18 protein-coding genes are annotated in these 17,268 nt (G+C 52.3%); 14 read left to right on the forward strand and 4 right to left on the reverse strand.

Features of this window, described 5'->3' with window-relative positions; translation table 11 throughout:
• Position 1 precedes the first annotated feature (1 nt).
• The 10 genes from nusG (at position 2) to WCV85_02055 (ending at position 7,259) form a co-directional block, all read left to right on the forward strand.
• Positions 2-547: a transcription termination/antitermination protein NusG gene (gene nusG, locus WCV85_02010; GenBank protein ID MFA6473628.1), complete on the forward strand. Its 546-nt coding sequence runs from the start codon at positions 2-4 to the stop codon at positions 545-547.
• A gap of 6 nt (positions 548-553) precedes the next feature.
• The gene (rplK, locus tag WCV85_02015; protein ID MFA6473629.1) at positions 554-979 is read left to right on the forward strand and encodes a 50S ribosomal protein L11; all 426 of its coding nucleotides are present in this window, start codon (positions 554-556) and stop codon (positions 977-979) included.
• Between the two features lie 4 nt (positions 980-983).
• The gene (locus tag WCV85_02020) at positions 984-1,841 is read left to right on the forward strand and encodes a DUF5671 domain-containing protein (GenBank protein MFA6473630.1); all 858 of its coding nucleotides are present in this window, start codon (positions 984-986) and stop codon (positions 1,839-1,841) included.
• A 62-nt stretch (positions 1,842-1,903) separates the two neighbouring features.
• The gene (gene rplA / locus WCV85_02025) at positions 1,904-2,587 is read left to right on the forward strand and encodes a 50S ribosomal protein L1 (GenBank protein ID MFA6473631.1); all 684 of its coding nucleotides are present in this window, start codon (positions 1,904-1,906) and stop codon (positions 2,585-2,587) included.
• 115 nt (positions 2,588-2,702) lie between these two features.
• Positions 2,703-3,176 (forward strand): dCMP deaminase family protein, encoded by a 474-nt coding sequence (locus tag WCV85_02030; protein MFA6473632.1) that lies wholly within the window; start codon positions 2,703-2,705, stop codon positions 3,174-3,176.
• Position 3,177: 1 nt separating this feature from the next.
• Positions 3,178-3,735, forward strand: coding sequence for an AAA family ATPase (locus WCV85_02035; GenBank protein ID MFA6473633.1), 558 nt, complete (start codon positions 3,178-3,180; stop codon positions 3,733-3,735).
• Positions 3,719-4,141 carry a dUTP diphosphatase gene (dut, locus tag WCV85_02040; GenBank protein ID MFA6473634.1) on the forward strand — a complete coding sequence of 141 codons (423 nt, stop codon included), beginning with the start codon at positions 3,719-3,721 and terminating at the stop codon, positions 4,139-4,141. The genes WCV85_02035 and dut overlap by 17 nt, the downstream gene beginning before the upstream one ends.
• A gap of 160 nt (positions 4,142-4,301) precedes the next feature.
• Positions 4,302-4,589: a hypothetical protein gene (locus WCV85_02045; protein ID MFA6473635.1), complete on the forward strand. Its 288-nt coding sequence runs from the start codon at positions 4,302-4,304 to the stop codon at positions 4,587-4,589.
• 86 nt (positions 4,590-4,675) lie between these two features.
• Positions 4,676-5,575 (forward strand): hypothetical protein, encoded by a 900-nt coding sequence (locus tag WCV85_02050; GenBank protein MFA6473636.1) that lies wholly within the window; start codon positions 4,676-4,678, stop codon positions 5,573-5,575.
• Positions 5,576-5,675: 100 nt separating this feature from the next.
• Positions 5,676-7,259 (forward strand): FAD-dependent thymidylate synthase, encoded by a 1,584-nt coding sequence (locus WCV85_02055; protein MFA6473637.1) that lies wholly within the window; start codon positions 5,676-5,678, stop codon positions 7,257-7,259.
• A gap of 35 nt (positions 7,260-7,294) precedes the next feature.
• On the opposite strand, the gene WCV85_02060 is transcribed toward WCV85_02055, so the two are convergent.
• The 3 genes from WCV85_02060 to WCV85_02070 form a co-directional block, all read right to left on the reverse strand.
• A complete protein-coding gene (locus tag WCV85_02060; GenBank protein ID MFA6473638.1) occupies positions 7,295-8,050 on the reverse strand; it encodes a VTT domain-containing protein in 756 nt (251 codons plus the stop codon).
• Positions 8,051-8,139: 89 nt separating this feature from the next.
• On the reverse strand, positions 8,140-8,694 hold the full coding sequence (locus WCV85_02065) for a hypothetical protein (protein ID MFA6473639.1): 555 nt from the start codon (positions 8,692-8,694) through the stop codon (positions 8,140-8,142).
• Between the two features lie 15 nt (positions 8,695-8,709).
• Entirely contained in the window at positions 8,710-9,258 is a 549-nt protein-coding gene (locus WCV85_02070; protein ID MFA6473640.1) for an AAA family ATPase, read from the reverse strand.
• A gap of 109 nt (positions 9,259-9,367) precedes the next feature.
• Here WCV85_02070 and WCV85_02075 point away from each other — a divergent pair, with 109 nt between their 5' ends.
• The 3 genes from WCV85_02075 to WCV85_02085 all read left to right on the forward strand — a co-directional run bounded on the left by WCV85_02075 (position 9,368) and on the right by WCV85_02085 (position 12,727).
• Positions 9,368-10,099 (forward strand): hypothetical protein, encoded by a 732-nt coding sequence (locus tag WCV85_02075; GenBank protein MFA6473641.1) that lies wholly within the window; start codon positions 9,368-9,370, stop codon positions 10,097-10,099.
• Entirely contained in the window at positions 10,096-11,637 is a 1,542-nt protein-coding gene (gatB, locus tag WCV85_02080; protein MFA6473642.1) for an Asp-tRNA(Asn)/Glu-tRNA(Gln) amidotransferase subunit GatB, read from the forward strand. The genes WCV85_02075 and gatB overlap by 4 nt, the downstream gene beginning before the upstream one ends.
• Positions 11,638-11,851: 214 nt before the next feature.
• Complete coding sequence (locus WCV85_02085) at positions 11,852-12,727, forward strand: hypothetical protein (protein ID MFA6473643.1); 876 nt, start codon at positions 11,852-11,854, stop codon at positions 12,725-12,727.
• A gap of 36 nt (positions 12,728-12,763) precedes the next feature.
• Here WCV85_02085 and miaA read toward each other — a convergent pair whose 3' ends face one another.
• Positions 12,764-13,666 (reverse strand): tRNA (adenosine(37)-N6)-dimethylallyltransferase MiaA, encoded by a 903-nt coding sequence (gene miaA, locus WCV85_02090; protein MFA6473644.1) that lies wholly within the window; start codon positions 13,664-13,666, stop codon positions 12,764-12,766.
• Positions 13,667-13,869: 203 nt separating this feature from the next.
• Here miaA and WCV85_02095 point away from each other — a divergent pair, with 203 nt between their 5' ends.
• Positions 13,870-17,136 (forward strand): dockerin type I domain-containing protein, encoded by a 3,267-nt coding sequence (locus WCV85_02095; GenBank protein ID MFA6473645.1) that lies wholly within the window; start codon positions 13,870-13,872, stop codon positions 17,134-17,136.
• Positions 17,137-17,268: the final 132 nt, after the last annotated feature.

The following is a 17,268-nucleotide window of genomic DNA, read 5'->3' on the forward strand; positions in this document are numbered from 1 at the left end:
TATGCCAAAACAAACCGTCCAACATGGTCGCAAGTGGTACGTGCTGCACACCTACTCTGGGTACGAAGAGAACGTGGCGCGGAACCTACGCCAGCGTATTGAATCCATGGACATGCAGGACAAAATTTTCAGTGTCCTGATTCCCACGGAGAACAAGATTAAAATCCGGAATGGCAAGCGCCGTGTGGTTACGGAGAAGATTTTTCCGGGGTACGTGCTGGTGGAAATGATTGTCACCGACGACTCCTGGTACGTCATCCGCAATACGCCGAACGTTACCGGGTTTGTGGGTTCGGGAACTACGCCAACGCCAATTTCCGAAGAAGAGGTGAAGGAAATTCAGAAGCGCATGGGTGTGGCTGAGCCGAAGTTCAAGATTGATATCATGGTGAACACACCCGTGAAGATTACTGACGGGCCGTTCAAAGACTACGAAGGCAAAGTGTCTGAAGTTGATGAAGCGCGCGGTAAGGTCAAAGTGCTGGTTTCCATGTTCGGCCGGGAAACGCCGGTTGAACTCGACTTCCTCCAGGTTAAGAAGATATAGAATTTTATGGCGAAGAAGATTAAGACAGTTGTCAAACTCCAAATTGTGGGTGGCCAGGCAAACCCGGCCCCTCCAGTGGGTACAGCCCTTGGGCCCCACGGCTTGAACCTTGCAGAATTCTGCAAGCGGTTCAACGATGCCACCAAAGATCGCATGGGTGAAGTTACCCCAGCAGAAATTACCATCTACGAAGACCGAACCTACGAGTTCATTCTGAAGACCGCACCCGCGGCTGACCTGTTGAAGAAGGCGGCGAAGATTGAGAAGGGTTCAGCCAAGCCATTGCAGGATAAGGTTGGCAAAGTGACCAAGGCACAGATCAAGGAAATTGCGGAAAAGAAAATGCCTGACCTGAACGCCAAGGATTTGGAAGGCGCCATGCGGATTATTGAAGGCACGGCCCGCAACATGGGTTTGACTGTTGTAGACTAATTCCATGTCTGACCAGAGTTCCAGCATTCGGCACCTGTACTTCTACCTCGTCGCGTTCATCGCGCTGGGTTTTGTGGTGGGTGCTTCGGTGTACATTCTCAACTTCGTGGGAAAGGTGAGTGTCTTCCCAGAAGCAGAAGTTTCGTTCCGTGGAACACCGCCTGGACTCTTCTTCAACCCAAGTAAAGATGGAGCAGCCCCCATTCTCACGGTTACCTGTACTGATACCTGCTCGCTGACGGAAGCTGACCGCACGAGTATTCGTGACTGGCAAGCAAACTACACGTCGTGGCAAGACCAACCTTCACGTTCTACCAACCGCAATCGAGGGTTGGTGAATGCATTGTCATTCCTCATTGTTGCCTTGCCGATTTTCTGGTTCCACTTCCGCACCGCACAACGTGATTTCAAAGCAGAGGCGCAGCAACCACAGCCGGATCCCAAACGAGCAGGCCGGACTATCCGAACATTTTACTTCTACTTGGTTGCCTTTGCGGCCATTGTCATGTTCATCATTTCCGCAGGGGTGACCATCAACACAAGTCTGCGTACCTGGCTACTTGCTGAGGGGTCAACGACGAATGAAATTGCAAAGCCATTTGCTAGTAGTGGAACGTCGGACACGGAAGGCGTAACCTCGCTGGCTGCATGTGCGGAGAAGTGTAAGCTGGATACAACGCTTGTTACACAGCTTGCAGACTGGCAAGTAGACTACGATCAAGCAAAAGCGGAGATGGAACAGCAGCGCACAAAAGATTGGCAGCGGACCCTCGCCATGTCCATTCCTTTCCTGCTCGCGAGCATCCCGCTTTTCTGGTTGCATTGGCTGGTGATTCAGCGCGAGCGCAAACAACTTACCTAACTATTTCTATGTGGGAGTCCTCCTCGTCGGCGGACGTTAACACCACGTAACACTTCATCCGTATGGCACAGCACAGTAAGCGCTACCGCGAGGTAGCCAAGAAAATCGACTCGACCAAGACGTACCCGCTCGCCGAGGCCGTAGCTTTGGCACAGGAAACCGCAACCACCAAGTTTACGGGCAGCGTGGAACTGCACATTCGTCTGGGGATTGACCCCAAGAAAGCAGATCAGCTTGTCCGCGGATCCGTGGTTTTGCCGCATGGGACAGGCAAGAGCAAGCGCGTGGCTGTCTTTGCCACAGGCCCAGCCGCAGAAGCCGCGAAGAAAGCCGGTGCGGCCGTGGTGGGTGGGGAGGAGCTCATTGCTCAGGTGAAGCAGAAGAATGGCATTGATGCGGACGTCGTGGTCGCTACGCCAGACATGATGAAACTGTTGAGCGGGGTGGCAAAAATTTTGGGCCCCCGCGGTCTCATGCCAAACCCCAAGAACGAGACCGTGACCCCAGACGTGGCCAAGGCTGTGAAAGAACTTGCCGGTGGCAAAGCAACCTTCCGCAATGATGAATCTGGGAATCTGCACCAAGCAGTTGGGAAAACGAATTTTACCGCCGAGCAAATTGCGGCAAATGCTCAAGCCTTCTTGGATGCGGTTCGGCGCGTGAAACCCGCTGCGGTGAAGGGAACCTACCTTCGCACGGTCACCCTGACCACCAGCATGGGGCCAGGGGTGAGAGTGCAGGTGTAGTTTTTCGGTTTTGGTGGGGCAGCGAGTATGGTGAATGGTTGTTGTTGAAGTCAGCCCAAACCCAAACCTCCAACCATACGAGCGTCCACACCCAAACCATGTAACCCACCAAACTATGCCCAAGCGCGAAAACTACCTTTCCTGGGATGAGTGCTTCATGCAAATGGCGCACCTCATTGCCGAACGTTCCAAAGACCCCAGCACCCAAGCTGGAGCAGTGATTGTGAATGACAACAAGATTGTGGTGGGTTTGGGCTACAATGGCTTTCCCCGTGGCATTAAAGACGATGAACTGCCATGGGAACGGGAAGGCGCCATGCTGGACACGAAGTACGCCTACGTGGTGCACGCTGAGGAAAATGCCGTGTACAACGCCAATGCCAGCACCAAAGGCTGCACGCTCTACACCACGCTTTTCCCCTGTAACGAATGTGCAAAAACCATTATCCAGAATGGAATTACCGAAGTGGTGTACACCTCTGACAAGTACAGCGACACGGATATTTGGAAAGCGTCCCGGAAGTTACTCTCCCTAGCAGGGGTAACCTGCCGATTATTCAACCCACAATTCAAACTCAAATTAGTATAGTATGGTCATTGGCATTACTGGTTTACCCGGCGCAGGGAAGGGGACGGCTGCAGCGTACCTGGTGGAAAAGTACGGCGGCGTGTCCAAGCAGTTTTCTGGGCCCTTGCGGGACATTGTGAAGCGCTTGCACCAGTCTGTGACGCGGGAGCACTTGCAGGAGCTTGCCAAAGCTTTGCGCGGGATTTTTGGGAATAATGTGCTGGCCGAGACGCTGCTCGGGGATCTGAAAGCCGATACCACGCCGCTGGTGGTTATGGAGGGTTTTCGGTACCACGATGAGTACAAAATATTGCGGCAACACCCAGACTTCCAATTTGTGGCAATTGAAGCTTCGTTTGAAACCCGGCTGGGGCGTATCCAGCAACGCACGGAAAATGTGGGTGATGGGCAAATCACAGCCGAGTCTTTTGCCAAGCAGCATGAGCACGAAACCGAGAAAGCCATTCCAGAGCTCATTGCTTTGGCTGACCATCACATTGATAACAGTGGCAATGTTACCCAGCTTTACGCACAGCTTGATGCGCTGATGACCAAACTCGGCCATGCACCTAAGAGTTAAACTTCTGCACCCAGACGCAACCCTGCCCAAGTACGCCCACGACGGCGATGCGGGGTTTGATGTGTTTGCGAAAGAGGATGTCACCATCCCAGTTGGTGAGCGTCGGGCGATCTACCTTGGCTTTTCCGCGGAAATCCCCGACGGAACAGTCGCGCTAGTTTGGGACAAAGGGGGGATTGCCGCTAAGCAAGGTATAACCTCACTGGCCGGTGTTATTGATGCCGGGTACCGGGGGGAGTGGTTGGTGGTGTTGCATAACCTTGGTTCTGAGCCGTTCACTTTTGCCAAAGGCATGAAGGTTGCACAAGTACTCATTCAGCAGGTGGAGCGCCCAACCATTGAAGTTGCTCAGGAACTTTCCGAAACCGCCCGCGGGGCAGGGAAGTTCGGCAGTACAGGCCAATAAGATGATCGAAACGTGGGTAGCCAAAGCCCTCGCTTTGGCAGTATTGGCGTACGTTTTTTACCAAGTGGGTAGCCCGGGTCCTTTGACCCGGGCATTTGGCCTCCCGCCTTGACTAGCTTCAGACATAGCGTTAGGGTCAAAGCAAACTGAAGGAGGTTTTGTGGTAAAAGCAGTTCTTTGCAAGCTCGTTTCCTCGAATGATACCGGGGAGCACGAATGTCCTGATGGCTCAATGGTTGGCGATCTCATTCGGCAAGCCAAAATACCTTTTGACCTTGATTCCGAAAAGGTGATTCGGGTGCACCTCCCGGAAGATGGGCGAGCTGCATGGGTTGAAACCGTAGGAATGAGTGATGAAGTTGACTATGGTGACTTTGTGGGCTACATCATTGTGCCAAAGACCTTTATTCTCTACGAACATTTGAGTAAGCCCATAAACGAGACCTAGTTGCTATCCTGGCATGAGCCGACATTCTTCTAGTGTCGGCTTTTGATCTTGCCAAATTCTTCAAACATGCTAAGGTACATCCTTCTTTGAAAACTAAAGAAATCCACGCGCATTTTTGTGTAATTGTTGTAACCCGGCCAGCCCAGCATGGGCCAGCCACAACCACGAAAGGTAGGCCAGTCATGAAAAATGACAAGCCAACTTTGACTTCAGGGATTCCACGCGGAGTGGAAACGCAAACCCTTTTGGCGCTACAAAAGCAAGGAGTCTCAATTGCTGACTATGCTGCCATAGGTACAAATTTTGCCCTGCGTGTCGAAATCGTTGCGACGCTCATGAAACACCGATTGTTCGCCACGCCAGAAGAGCAAATGACTAGTCTGCTTCGTATTAACGAACAGGTCTGGAAAGACCCGACTATCACTATGGCGGCAATGAAAGCCATTGGCGATCCTCCGCCGTGTCCAATGCTAGATGAAATACACCTGTATTGCGTCGTCCTGCTATCGGAAACCGGGGATCCAATCCGGACCTTTGCACGTAATTGGGCAGCCTGCGAGTTCGTCCATAGTGGCAACACGTGGAAGTACGATGGTCTGGTCTTCACCCCTCAGATTGTGCGTGTTCGGGAGAAAGCCATCCCTCGTCCCGTTGGCCTCCGTTGGGCGATTGCCGAACTGGGTCGCACGTATCTATACGACGACAAAATACCAGATGTGTTAGCAGAACTCGATCGAACCCAAACCATGGTTATGGGTCAGGAATTACCACTCATTGCAGCATTGCATCCAAAATGGGTAACGCAAATGAACACGACAGATATTCCTCCCGTATTTGCGCCTGACCTTGAGGTTTCACTCATCGGGGAGAGTCATTACGACCATCGGCCGTTACTCTTTTTCAGGAACCGTGGTGATGGAGTGGGGCTTATTCCGGACCTCATTGGCCGTACAAACGACGGCTATAGCTTTGGCTTCTTCCGCTAGTTTGAAATGTATTCCGCCGATCCTTTTCGAGGCAGCACATACCCGTGTTGCCTCTTTTTCATATTGCCAAATTTCTAAAACGTGCTAAGGTAGTTCCGCCATGCCAAAGGAAATCCTGTCCAACGAGCGCGACATCTTTGCCATTACCGGCCTGCCCCCGGAGGTCTTGGCTGTGGGTATGGCCAAGTACTCCCGGTCTGCCGCCTCCATTAAAGACACCATTGCCGAGCTGACCGAGGAGAAATCTGCCGAATTCCACGAGAAGTGGGTTATTGGCTATGGGGACGCGTCTGTGGCGGATATGGCTGTCATTGCCCTGGCCTGTGAAAACGTCTCTATATTGGCAAGTAAAGCCATTGAGGACCACCGTTTGGCCAGCTACCAGGAGAAGTCCACCCGGTATATCAGCTTTGAGCGGCAGGTCCAGCCAGATGGCTCTGCCTTGCCCCGGCGCTACTACCGGCCCACACCCATTGCAGAGTCTGCGCATGCTGGTTTGTACGAACGAACCTGCGAGCAGATGTTTGACGCGTACAGCGATTTGACGCAAACCATGGTGGAGTACTACCGACGGGAATACCCCATGCCGGCGGATGGCAAGGAAAAACTGTACACGGCGAAGTTGAAAGCGCGAGCCTTGGACATTGCACGGTACGTCCTGCCTGCAGCTACCCTGACGAATTTGGGCTGGATTACGTCGGCCCGTAGTTTGCGGCGGGCGATTTTCAAAATGGGTCAGTCAGATTTGGATGAAGTGCGAAAAATTGCCAGTGAGGTGCAGCACGCAGCCACGAGCCCAGCGCACAACCCACAAGCGCAGAAAGTGGAACCCTTACTCTGGAAAGCGGAAGAGCAAACCGACCCTATTGTCCAAGAGCTTGTCCAGAATTTGCGCGCCAATCTCAACCTCACAGTGAAAGGTGCACCTACCCTTATCAAGCACACAGAGCCCACACCCTTTGCAGCCGCGCGCCGCCGGCGTATTCGGGCTATGGCCGCCACACTCCTGGGTGACCTGCATGTACTGGACAATGAACCCCGTGTTACCTTCCACCCACATGTCCATCCCGAAGTGGAATTGGCTACGTCCCTCCTCTACGAAGAGACGCAGTTTAGCTACGGGCAAATTCAAGAGGTGGTCATGGGTCTCAGTGCTGCGGAACGGGCTGAAGTCATTGCGGCAGGAACCGCAGACCGTGGATCGCATGATTTGATTGGCCGGCCATTTGAAGTGGGAAACTTGGTCTTTGACACGCTCATGGACTATGGTGCCTTCCGGGATTTACAACGGCATCGCATGTGCACGCAAATCAACCAGCCACTGACGGCAGAGCATGGGTTTGAAAAACCGCCCGCACCCATGGGTATGGAAGCCGCAGGTGCCTTGGACATTTTTGAAACCGTTTTCCAAGAAGTCCAAAGTGCGTACCGCATTCTGGCAGCTGACTTCCCGCACGAAGCAGCGTACGTCTTGCCTTTGGCTACCCGCAAGCGCACGCTCTTTAGCATGAATGCGCGGGAGCTGACCCATTTGGTAGAATTACGTTCGCGCTCCGGTGGCCATGTCTCCTACCGGTGGATTGTGCGGGACATGTTGGAGCAAGCCAAAGCGCACTACCCAGAGTTGGTTCGGCATATTCGCATTGCGGACATTGACTTCGTAGCGGATTTTCACAAACGGTAAAGCAGACTGGGAGAAGCAGCTAGCGCCAATTTTTCCTATTCAAATTTACCAATCAACGCGCTCCATACCACTTTCAGGATGTGGCGGTTTTGACGTTTGTAGTATCGGTGGAGGTAGACGTAGCCAATAATGAGCCCAATGGCTACGGGGATACTAAAGGGCCAGTACTGCAGGAAGAACGGTTTTAGTTCCAGGGGGTAGTACCCAATGCCAAACCACAGGAAAGACCAGATGATCTCTCCAAACAGTGCGAGCCAGAAGAAACTCCAGAACGGCATTTTTAGCATGCCTGCGGCGTAGTTCACAAAACCTAAGATGCCGGCGAACAGAAATCGAGTAACAAAAACCAAGCGCTTGCCGCCGTGCTGAATGTAGTGGTAGGCCTTTTGGTAGTCTGGGTCATCTTCGGAAACCCCAAGCCACGCCAAGAAGGTATGGCGGAATCGGCGAGCCAGCGCGTAGGCAATAACATCACCGAGGATGGAAGCAATGGTGATAATCGCAATGGAAATGGCAGGCTGAAATTCCCCGCGTGATGCCGCTAAGCCAATGCCAATAGGAAGGAAGCTTGATGGCAGGCCAGCCAGAATATTCGCCGCCACAATCCACAGGAAAATAATGGGGTAGCCGTAGCGTTGAGTCCAGGCCAGCACGTGGACTTGCACCACGTCACTGAAAATGAAGCTCAGCACCCAGATAACAAAAAAGACCGTGAGGATCTTTATGGTAATTTTCCACCATTTTTTGGAGCGGATTTTTTTCGCCTGCATGTGGTCATTCAGCGAGTGCATACCTCCATATAGTACTGTTTTCCTCAGGCTTTGCCTAGGTAAAAGAAAACTGCCCTTTTGGAAAAGAGCAGTTTGAAAAGTTCGGGGCGCTAGGCTACGCGATGTCGTTTGAGAATGTGTCGGAGAACTGACTGTACTTCTTCGGTAAACTCAGCTACGGTGCCGTTATTCACAATAATGTCGCTTGCGCTGGAGAGCAGAAAGGGAATGTCTCTTTCTGTGGGCTGTTTATCTTGCTGTCGCAAGTCATCCACGCCCAGGTTGCTTTCAGAAGCATCGCGGTTTCTACTCCGTATGCGTTCTAGGCGCATGGCAAGGTGGGTTTGCAAACCAACGAGCACAAAGTCTGGTCGCTGAGCCAGCCAGGTGAGTTCCTCTGCATATCGCACTGCATCAATGACGGTGAGCTGGCTCTCCCGAGCCTTCCGGAGAAGGCTGCAGATTATGGATGTTGGCCCCTCGGTGTCGTGGATTTTTGCTCCCAGGGCTTGGAGGGTTCCGCGGCTGATCGGCTCACCACGTTCCTCTAAGATTTTTCTCAGTAGCGTTGAGGCAGAAAGAATTTGAGCATCGAATTGTTCCGCGGCAATTTTGCAGAACATGCTTTTCCCGCAGGCAGAATGCCCTGTTAGTCCAATAATCACATTTCCTCCTTTGGGTTAGGTTTTTTGCTGAAACGTCTTCAGGTAGTGGCTGACCAAATTTTCCAGGTGTTGCCGTGTGTCATTGTTCAAAATCGTGTACGCACATTTGGACAGGAGTGTTGGCACCTCGCTTTCATTGGGGTGCATATCCTGTTGGTGCAGGGTTTTCGGTGTCAGCCTGCCTTCCATGGGGTCTCGGCGCCGGCGCCGAAGTCGTTCTAGCCGCATGGTGAAAGGTGCTTGCACTCCAACGAGATGGAAATCTGGTCGGCTCCGTATTGGCGCAATATCTGCAAGGCGCCGAATGCCGTCAATGACGAGTAGGGGTTTGGCTGTTGCCACATGGAGGCGTAGTGCCTCAGCCAGAAAGTACTCACCACCATTTTGCTTTATGGACAAGCTGAGCGCCGCAACGTGTTCGCGGGTTGGTTCAAGCTGCAGCGCCTTGAGGATTTTCCAGAGTGGGTCTGACATGAGGTAGACTTCTGCGTCAAATTTTTTTCGCAAAATCTCCGCTATTGTCCCCTTGCCTGTGCCGGGTAGGCCAATGAGACCAAGAATCATGCGCTCTCCTTTGGGTTGTTCAGGTACTTGTTTTCTGGCCGTACCTTAGCATTTTTGTATATCAGGTCAAGGTTGTTTCCAGGCCCAGGAGACTGCTACACTACAGCATATGACCAAAGTCAAACGGGGCGCATTTATTATGGTGGATGGCATTGACGGCTCTGGCAAAGGTACGGTGGTGGATGCCTACGGTGCCTGGGCAAAGCAGAAGCAATTGACGGTATTTGACGTGCGCGCGTACGCCAAGGGGTCTGGGAAATTGCCCCAGCCAGCTGATTGGCAGGATGCGGATTTGCTCCTTTCTGCTGAACCAACCCATGCCGGGGTGGGCCGGGTGATCCGGGAAGAGATTGTGCACGACAATGGTCGAGACTACTCGGGGTACGTTACCGCTGAAGCTTTTAGTCTGGACAGACTCATTCTCTACAAGTCTGTCATTCTCCCTGCACTTGCAGCCGGGAAAACAGTCGTGCAAGAACGGGGCGTTTCCTCATCCATTGCTTACCAGCCAGCCCAAGGCAAGGTGACATTGCAACAATTACTGAAGTTGGAAGGGAATGCGTTTGCCCTTAAGTTTCGGCCTGACTTACTGTTAATCACGGTCTGCCCGCCCGACGTCTGCATGCGCCGCTTGCAAGCACGAACGAAGAAGCAGGACAAGGCAATTTTTGAAAAGCGCGCGTTCCTGGCCAAGCTCGATAAGCGTTACCGCAGCCCGTGGTTCATTAATCTCTTTCAGAAGCGGGGGAGTGTGGTGGGATTTTTGGACACCAATGATACTTTCCAGGAGACGCAGCAGGAGAGCGTGGGATACATTAACGACTTCTTGACCAAAGTATGAAGTTAGAAACCATCATTGGTTTGGAAATGCACATTCAGCTGAAGACGGAGAGTAAAATGTTTTGCCGGTGTGCAAATGTGGATACGAATGTCCCAGCGAACAGTGCAGTCTGCCCCATCTGCCTGGGCCACCCTGGTACCTTACCTGTCCCAAACGCGCAGGCTTTGGCGTTTGCTGTGCGGTTTGCCCAAGCGCTGGATTTCAAAATCCCCATGATCACCAAGTTTGACCGGAAGCACTACGCGTATCCAGACTTGCCCAAGGGGTACCAAATTTCGCAGTTCGACGAACCCATTGGTCAGCAGGGTCACTTACTCCTGGATGTGCAAGGGGAAGAGCGCCGTGTGCAATTTGAGCGGGTACACCTGGAAGAAGATGCAGCAAAAAATCTCCACACCCCAGAAGGTGAGGTGCTGGTAGATTTCAACCGAGCAGGTACGCCATTGCTTGAAATTGTCACCACGCCGTGCCTGACGACGCCGCAAGAAGCAAAACTTCTGCTACAGGAAATGCAACGCATTGCTCGCGCCTTGGGTATTTCTGATGCAGATATGGAGCTGGGGCATTTGCGGTGCGATGCAAACATTTCCCTACGGCCGGTGCCAGAAGAACTGGACAAGGCGCCTTTTCCTCCCAGTGCCCATGGCTACTACCCCAAGACGGAAGTGAAGAACCTGAATTCCTTCCGCCACGTGGAGCGCGCCTTGGCGTACGAGATTACCCGGCAAACGGAGCTGTGGGAAAAAGGCGAACCACCCAAGTTGGATTCCACTCGTGGTTGGGATGAGCGGCGGGGGAGCACGACCTTGCAGCGAGAAAAAGAAGCGAGCCATGACTACCGGTACTTCCCAGAACCAGACATTCCGGCAATTGAACTGACTGATGCATTTTTGACAACAACCCTGAAGGATGTTGTGGAATTACCCCGAGCAAAGCGGCAGCGCTTCCAAGAACAGTACGCCCTGACGCCAATGGACGCCGCCCTGCTGACGGAGAATTTGGACGTTGCCGATTGGTTTGAGAGCGTGGTCTCCGAATTGCAGAAGTGGTTTTCCACGCGGGAAGGAACTGCAGAAATGAGTGAGGAAGACTGGACGATAGCAAATCACAAAGTCATTCGCCAGGCAGCGAATTGGGTGACCACCCGCTTGTTCGCGACGCTGTCGGAGAAGAACCAAGAATTTAGCCAGTTACACATTTCACCTGAAGACTACGCAGAGTTTATTGTCATGCTCGTGGAGCGCCGGATGAACACGACCACCGCGCAGACAGTGCTTGCAACTATGGCGAATACGGGTGAAGACCCGCACCACATTTTGGAAGCTGGTGGCTTGCACCAGGTGAGCGATCCCAAAGACCTGGTTGTCCTGGTTGACCAAGTGCTGCGCGAGCAAACTGAGATTGTAGCTGATATCAAAGCCGGCAAAATTGCCAAAGCCCAGTTCCTCATTGGCCAGGTGATGAAGCTCAGCAAAGGCAAGGCTGACCCAGCTATTCTCCGTGAGCTTATTGCGGGGAAGTTGGGGATTACCCTGTAACTTCTTGGCGACTTTAGTCGCGTTCCGCCATAGTCATGTGAAGATAGGGATGCTTGCTTGAAGCAATCAAACCGGACTAAAGTCCGTGAGAAGAAGGGGGGAGCCTTGGTCTTGACATAGACAAAGGTTTACGTTAAGTTTTGTTGCTAAAAGAAAAGTCAATGTGAAAAAGAAATATTGAAAAACGCAGCAAAATGGCTGCAAAGGAGGAAGTGTGCATAAACAGAAAGCTGAACAGCTTGACCAGCTCTGGGCGGAATTATTGAAGCGGGTTGCGACAGAGCGGCCACATTCGCTGTATCCCATTGTGCAAGTCATGGCTGGAGTACCTGCTTTGCGTCAGAGAGCTTGGAATTATTATGTTCAAGCAATCCAGGCAGCGCTTGGGCAAAATGCAGGTAACGCGAAGTCGCGTTATACTTGGTATCAAGCCATGTCCGTTGTTATGGCAAATGTACCAAGTTTATTCACTGCGGCGTGGAAATTGCTCCAGCCGAAGTGCACAAGAAGAAATCTCGTTCAGTTACTCATCAGGTTTGATAGCAAACTTGCTTTTCGGCAGGAAGTTTGGGATCGACTCACAGGAAATCATCAGCTATCCAATCTTGAATGGTGGTTGATTATCCGCGGGTGTTCGCCAATGCGAGCTGAGGTGTGGAAGCATATCCCACCCAATTTCCCTAAGCGGAGACTCGTTAACCTTGTCAATGACGAACCTAGTCTGCGCAAAGTAGGTATGTCAGTGTTGTGGGAATATCATTTAAACAGCTATGAAGTTGCGCAGCTGCTTATCTACGATGCTAAAGGGAAATTACCGGGTGGTTGGCGACGACTGCGAGAGCTTCAGCCAAGTAAGAGCTTGCTATGGGATGTCATTCAGTGTGCACCGGGGTACAAAAAAAGTGCCGCGGCCCACCTGTTACGGAATTACAAGCTTACCCCAGACGAATTGCGTAATTTGCAATTGTTAGTTCCGGATCTGCGTAAAAAAATTTCATCGCGACTTCCAAAAGCAAAAACTCCAACAAAGCCGAAGCGTACTTCCATGAGTATCGCTACGGAGATAATCAAGATTAGTAACAGTGCGTAGGAAATGATTCAAAAAATTGTTTCCTGCAACAGGGTGTCATTTGATACCCTGTTTTTTCATCCACACTTTTACCAACCGCAAAGCCTGGACGGGGGAGTGGATCCAGTGGATCTCCTGGTTCCGCTTGAACCAGGTTCGCTGGCGTTTGGCATAATGCTGAATTTCATGCTCCAATTTTTTCACCATCTCATGCTTCGTCAGATTGCCTTGGAGGAAGAGGGTAATGTAGCGGTACTCCAAGCCTAAATCGAGTAAACGTTTTTTAGGTACGCCAGCTTTGAGCAGTTTTTTCACTTCCGCCACCATCCCTTGCTTGAAGCGTGCGTGTAAGCGCCGGTGAATATTCTTGTGGAGCTTTCCTTTGCCAGGATCAATTCCCAACCACAGTACATTGTATACTCGAGTTTGCTTTTGCTGAGGCACTGGCTTACCCGTTTGCATGACAATCTCCAGGGCGCGGATCAACCGTACGCGATTTTTTGTATCAATATTTTTTGCACGTTCAGGATCGAGCTTCTGTAACGTGCGCACCAGCGCTTGCGTGGTCCATTTCGCTAACTTTTTTCTAAGAACAGGATTTGGTGGAACCGATGGTAGGGTTTGTCCGTTGAGTAGCGAGTCAATCCAAAAGCCTGTCCCGCCAACAACCACGGGAATGTTACCCCGTTGGTAGATTTCTTTGAGCTTTCGATTTCCATTACGAACAAAATCAGCCACCGTGAATACCTGCTTTGGATTTGCAACATCCAGCAGGTGGTGGGGGACAAGTCGCTGTTCAGCCTTTGTTACCTTCCCAGTGCCAATATCCATTCCACGGTACACCTGCCTTGAATCAGCAGACACAATCTCACCACGGAGTTTTGTGGCTAGGCGAATAGCCAGGCTGGATTTTCCTGAGGCGGTGGGGCCAACAACTGCGATGATGGGTGGGTAGGGCATAGAGTGATTGGAGTATGATTTGCTTTTTTTGTCAAACTATGGTACAATATCCTTAGAATATCAAAAAAAGCGGAGAAATCATGCAGAATCACTTGAAGGGTACCATGCAACCACTTCAGTATCGTTTCCGGATCTAAGAACTCCGACGCTGTGCCGTCGGCTTTTTTCATTTTTTCCTTCACCATTTCCTAACCCCCAGGCATATGCCAGAACCAGTCAATCCAGCGCCGCAGAAGCGCGCAACCGCCGTTCGCACGCAGACCCCAACGAACACGGTTGTTCGGTCGTCGCTCCTCCTCATGACTGTGGCCGCCACGGTGAGTGCTGGCGTTTTGCTGGCCGCTTTGGTCATTCAGTCTTTGCCTAAGCGAGTGTTTGAAGTCAAGAAAGTTGCGGCGGTGACGTCGCCTGCGGGGTATGAAGGGAATATTCTCTTGGTGAAATTTGCAGATGCAAAATTAACAGACAAGCAACGGCTATCGGCTGTGAATGCCGCCCTGAAAAAGCCTGTGCAATGCACGCGAACGGAGACAGTGCGCGTGCGCCAAGGGTGGCGAAGAGTGAATAAGCAGGTGGACGTCAGTTACAACTGCACCGTGAAAGTGCAGCGCATGACGCCCGTAGTTCCAGCCAAGGAAGCAAGCACCGTATTGGCAGCGAACCGAGCAAGCAAAGTTGAGACAGCCGCTGCGAAGACTGCATATGCAACGCTACAACAGTACAGCATTATTACTCTCACCGGGACGCGGGTGAACGTTCCTTCAGCCATTGCGGTGTTGAAAGCAGCAGGTATTACCGCAGACGCAAATGGTGCCATGGGTATTGCAGCCTTGGCCAGCGATCCACGGGTTACCTCAGCCTTGCAGACGTTGGGAGTAAGTGATGCGCAGACAAACGCCTATGGGGTGCAAGGCGATGCAAATGGCGATGGTGGCCTGACCTGGGCTGACCCAGAAGTGATGGTGCAGTACATCTTCAATGGTGGTGCCGCACCAACGAATCGCACTGGGGCAGATATGAATGCAGACGGTTTGCTGAATATCAGCGACGTTGTGCAGATGGTGCAGTCCTTGGTTGCCACTATGTCCGCGCCAAATGATTTGACTAGCGATGCGAAAGTGAACATGGATGACGTGCACTTCCTGCAGCGGTACATCTTCAGCAATGGTGCGGCGCCAGTTCCCTTGGCAAGCGCAGACTACTCTGCTGATGGACAGGTGAACGTTTCCGATCTCGTGGGGTACGGGGTGTACGTGCAAACCCATCCCGCGGCTCCTGTTGCTGCTTGCACCCGGGGTGACGCAAACGCAGATGGAAAAGTTGACCTCGCAGACGTCACAGCAATTTCTGATTACATCTTCCAAGGTGCAACGCTGGCTGGTCTGCCTTGCGCTGACGTCAATAGTGATGGCAAGGTGAATATTAGCGACGCGGTTGCATTGGTTGCCTTACTCCAAAATCCAGTTGCGACAACGCAAACCAATGGACGTTCTGCAGTACTTGGCGACACAATTCCTGCAACCGACACGCCCACAGATGGTGATCCTGGGTACCTCCTGGGTGATGTTGATGCATCGAACCGAGTGAACAGCCAGGATGTCACCGCTCTTCTCAATTACATATTCCAAGGCGCGGCAGCGCCCAGCCCCTTGGCCCGCGCGGATTTGAATAGTGATGGACTGGTGAACATTTCCGACGGTGTAACACTAACCAATCTGATTTCTGCGAGCCAGAAAAACCGCTGCCAGGTTGCAGACCTGAACAATGATGGCCAGGTTGACGCGAAAGATCCATCCGTTATTGTTGACTACATTTTCAGTGGCGGGGCTGCTCCTGACACCACGAAAGCGGATATTGATAACGATGGCCGCATTACCATAAGTGATGCTGTGGCGCTGACGAACTGCATTCAGCTAGCCGCAGCACCCCTTGCTGATTACAATAAAGTAAACACCAATGGTGCAGGGACGGAATTTTTGTTAGGTGATGCAAACAACAATGGTGCACGGAATTTGGATGATGCACAGTACATCATTGATTACATTTTCAACAATGGCTCCGCGCCGGTGCCTATGGAAGCTGGTGACATTGATGGCAACGGGATAGTCAATATTAGCGACGTTGTTGCCTTGGTCAACCTTCTAGATATTCTGGCCAATAATCCAGCTGACCTGCCCGTGCTCTACGGTGATGCCAACAAAGATGGCGCGGTGGACAGCAAGGATATTGAAGCGCTTACTGCAGCGTTGATTGCCAAGCAGACAGACGCACAATTGGATGTGAATCGAGATGGGAAAGCCAATATTGTAGACGCCTACTACTTGCCCCAGCTTCTGAATGTTGACGGCGCATCAAAGCCATTGCCTGACGTGAATGGTGACGGCAAGGTGAATTTTGGTGATGTGGATTACCTTTTGGCATACATTTTTGCTGGTGGTCCTGCGCCTGCCAATATGAGTACGGCTGACGTGAACGGTGATGGTAAGGTGAACATTAGTGATGTTGTCGCAATCACCAATGCGCTGACGCAACAAGGCGTTCTGCAGTACATGACCGGTGATGCAAACCGAGACGGACAAGTGACAATGGCTGACGCGCAGTACCTCATTGCCTACATTTTTGCCGGCGGCCCTGCACCAGACCCACTGCTCCGCGGTGACGTCAGCGGCGATGGCGCGGTGAATATTACGGACGTGGTGATCCTGGTGCAGCGTTTCAACCAAGTTCTCGCACCCGTGGGAACCCCAGAAGCCTCGGTTGCCGTGCTGGATACGGGCGTGAAAACCAGTGGCACGGTGCTGAAAGCAGCTGCTGTGACCACAAAGGATATCCCCGGTAATAAGAAGGACGACGATAAGAACGGGTACGTTGATGATGCGTACGGTTGGAATACCTTGGTGGCTGGTGGCTCCACGATGGATACCAATGGGCACGGTACCACGGTCGCTACGGCGATTCTCCAAGTCGCACCAAAAGCACAAATTCTGCCGGTCGCAGTATTAGATCGGTCGGGTATGGGTACCTGCTTGTCGGTCGCGCGCGGGCTCATCTACGCCACGCAGCAAGGTGCTGACGTCGCCAACATCAGCGCCAGCGGCAAGGGAACCTGCACGCTTCTGAGCGATGTTGCGGTGTACGCGCAAGCGCGAGGCACTGTTTCGGTCTTCGCAGCTGGAAATGACAGCGCGAAGAGCTCCACGACCGTGCAAGGAAAGGTAGCCGCAGGTTTGCTTGTTGGTGCTTTGGATGGCACCGCAGTGGCAAAGTACTCCAACACGGGCGCAACCGTCGTTGCGCCAGGAGTTAGCACCTCCAGCCAGGGGACGTCCATCAGTGCTGCGTACGCCAGTGGCTGCAGCGCCTTGGTGCTCACGAAGCAGGCAAGTCTGACACCGGTAAAAGTTTTGGAACGTCTCACGACGACAGTGAAGGGCACAGCGCTCCGCTGTGATCTCGCCACTAATTTCTAAAGTATATGGGAGAAACAATAATGAAGACGGCGAGACTCGCCACTGGCACTAAAGTTGGGATTGCCCTTGGAACAGTCGCGCTCATCACCCTGGGAGTGGTCATGGGGTACGCCATCTACGCGGGTGGGTTCT

It is taken from the genome of Patescibacteria group bacterium, from assembly GCA_041665345.1.
Lineage (GTDB): Bacteria > Patescibacteriota > Patescibacteriia > PEXW01 > PEXW01 > JBAYJA01.

Excerpts from the sequence above, each read along its gene's own strand:
- nusG (MFA6473628.1), top strand. The coding sequence starts at position 2 with ATGCCAAAACAAACCGTCCAACATGGTCGCAAGTGGTACGTGCTGCAC.
- rplK (MFA6473629.1), top strand. The coding sequence starts at position 554 with ATGGCGAAGAAGATTAAGACAGTTGTCAAACTCCAAATTGTGGGTGGC.
- WCV85_02020 (MFA6473630.1), top strand. The coding sequence starts at position 984 with ATGTCTGACCAGAGTTCCAGCATTCGGCACCTGTACTTCTACCTCGTC.
- rplA (MFA6473631.1), top strand. The coding sequence starts at position 1,904 with ATGGCACAGCACAGTAAGCGCTACCGCGAGGTAGCCAAGAAAATCGAC.
- WCV85_02030 (MFA6473632.1), top strand. The coding sequence starts at position 2,703 with ATGCCCAAGCGCGAAAACTACCTTTCCTGGGATGAGTGCTTCATGCAA.
- WCV85_02035 (MFA6473633.1), top strand. The coding sequence starts at position 3,178 with ATGGTCATTGGCATTACTGGTTTACCCGGCGCAGGGAAGGGGACGGCT.
- dut (MFA6473634.1), top strand. The coding sequence starts at position 3,719 with ATGCACCTAAGAGTTAAACTTCTGCACCCAGACGCAACCCTGCCCAAG.
- WCV85_02055 (MFA6473637.1), top strand. The coding sequence starts at position 5,676 with ATGCCAAAGGAAATCCTGTCCAACGAGCGCGACATCTTTGCCATTACC.
- WCV85_02060 (MFA6473638.1), bottom strand. The coding sequence starts at position 8,050 with ATGCACTCGCTGAATGACCACATGCAGGCGAAAAAAATCCGCTCCAAA.
- WCV85_02070 (MFA6473640.1), bottom strand. The coding sequence starts at position 9,258 with ATGATTCTTGGTCTCATTGGCCTACCCGGCACAGGCAAGGGGACAATA.
- WCV85_02075 (MFA6473641.1), top strand. The coding sequence starts at position 9,368 with ATGACCAAAGTCAAACGGGGCGCATTTATTATGGTGGATGGCATTGAC.
- gatB (MFA6473642.1), top strand. The coding sequence starts at position 10,096 with ATGAAGTTAGAAACCATCATTGGTTTGGAAATGCACATTCAGCTGAAG.
- miaA (MFA6473644.1), bottom strand. The coding sequence starts at position 13,666 with ATGCCCTACCCACCCATCATCGCAGTTGTTGGCCCCACCGCCTCAGGA.
- WCV85_02095 (MFA6473645.1), top strand. The coding sequence starts at position 13,870 with ATGCCAGAACCAGTCAATCCAGCGCCGCAGAAGCGCGCAACCGCCGTT.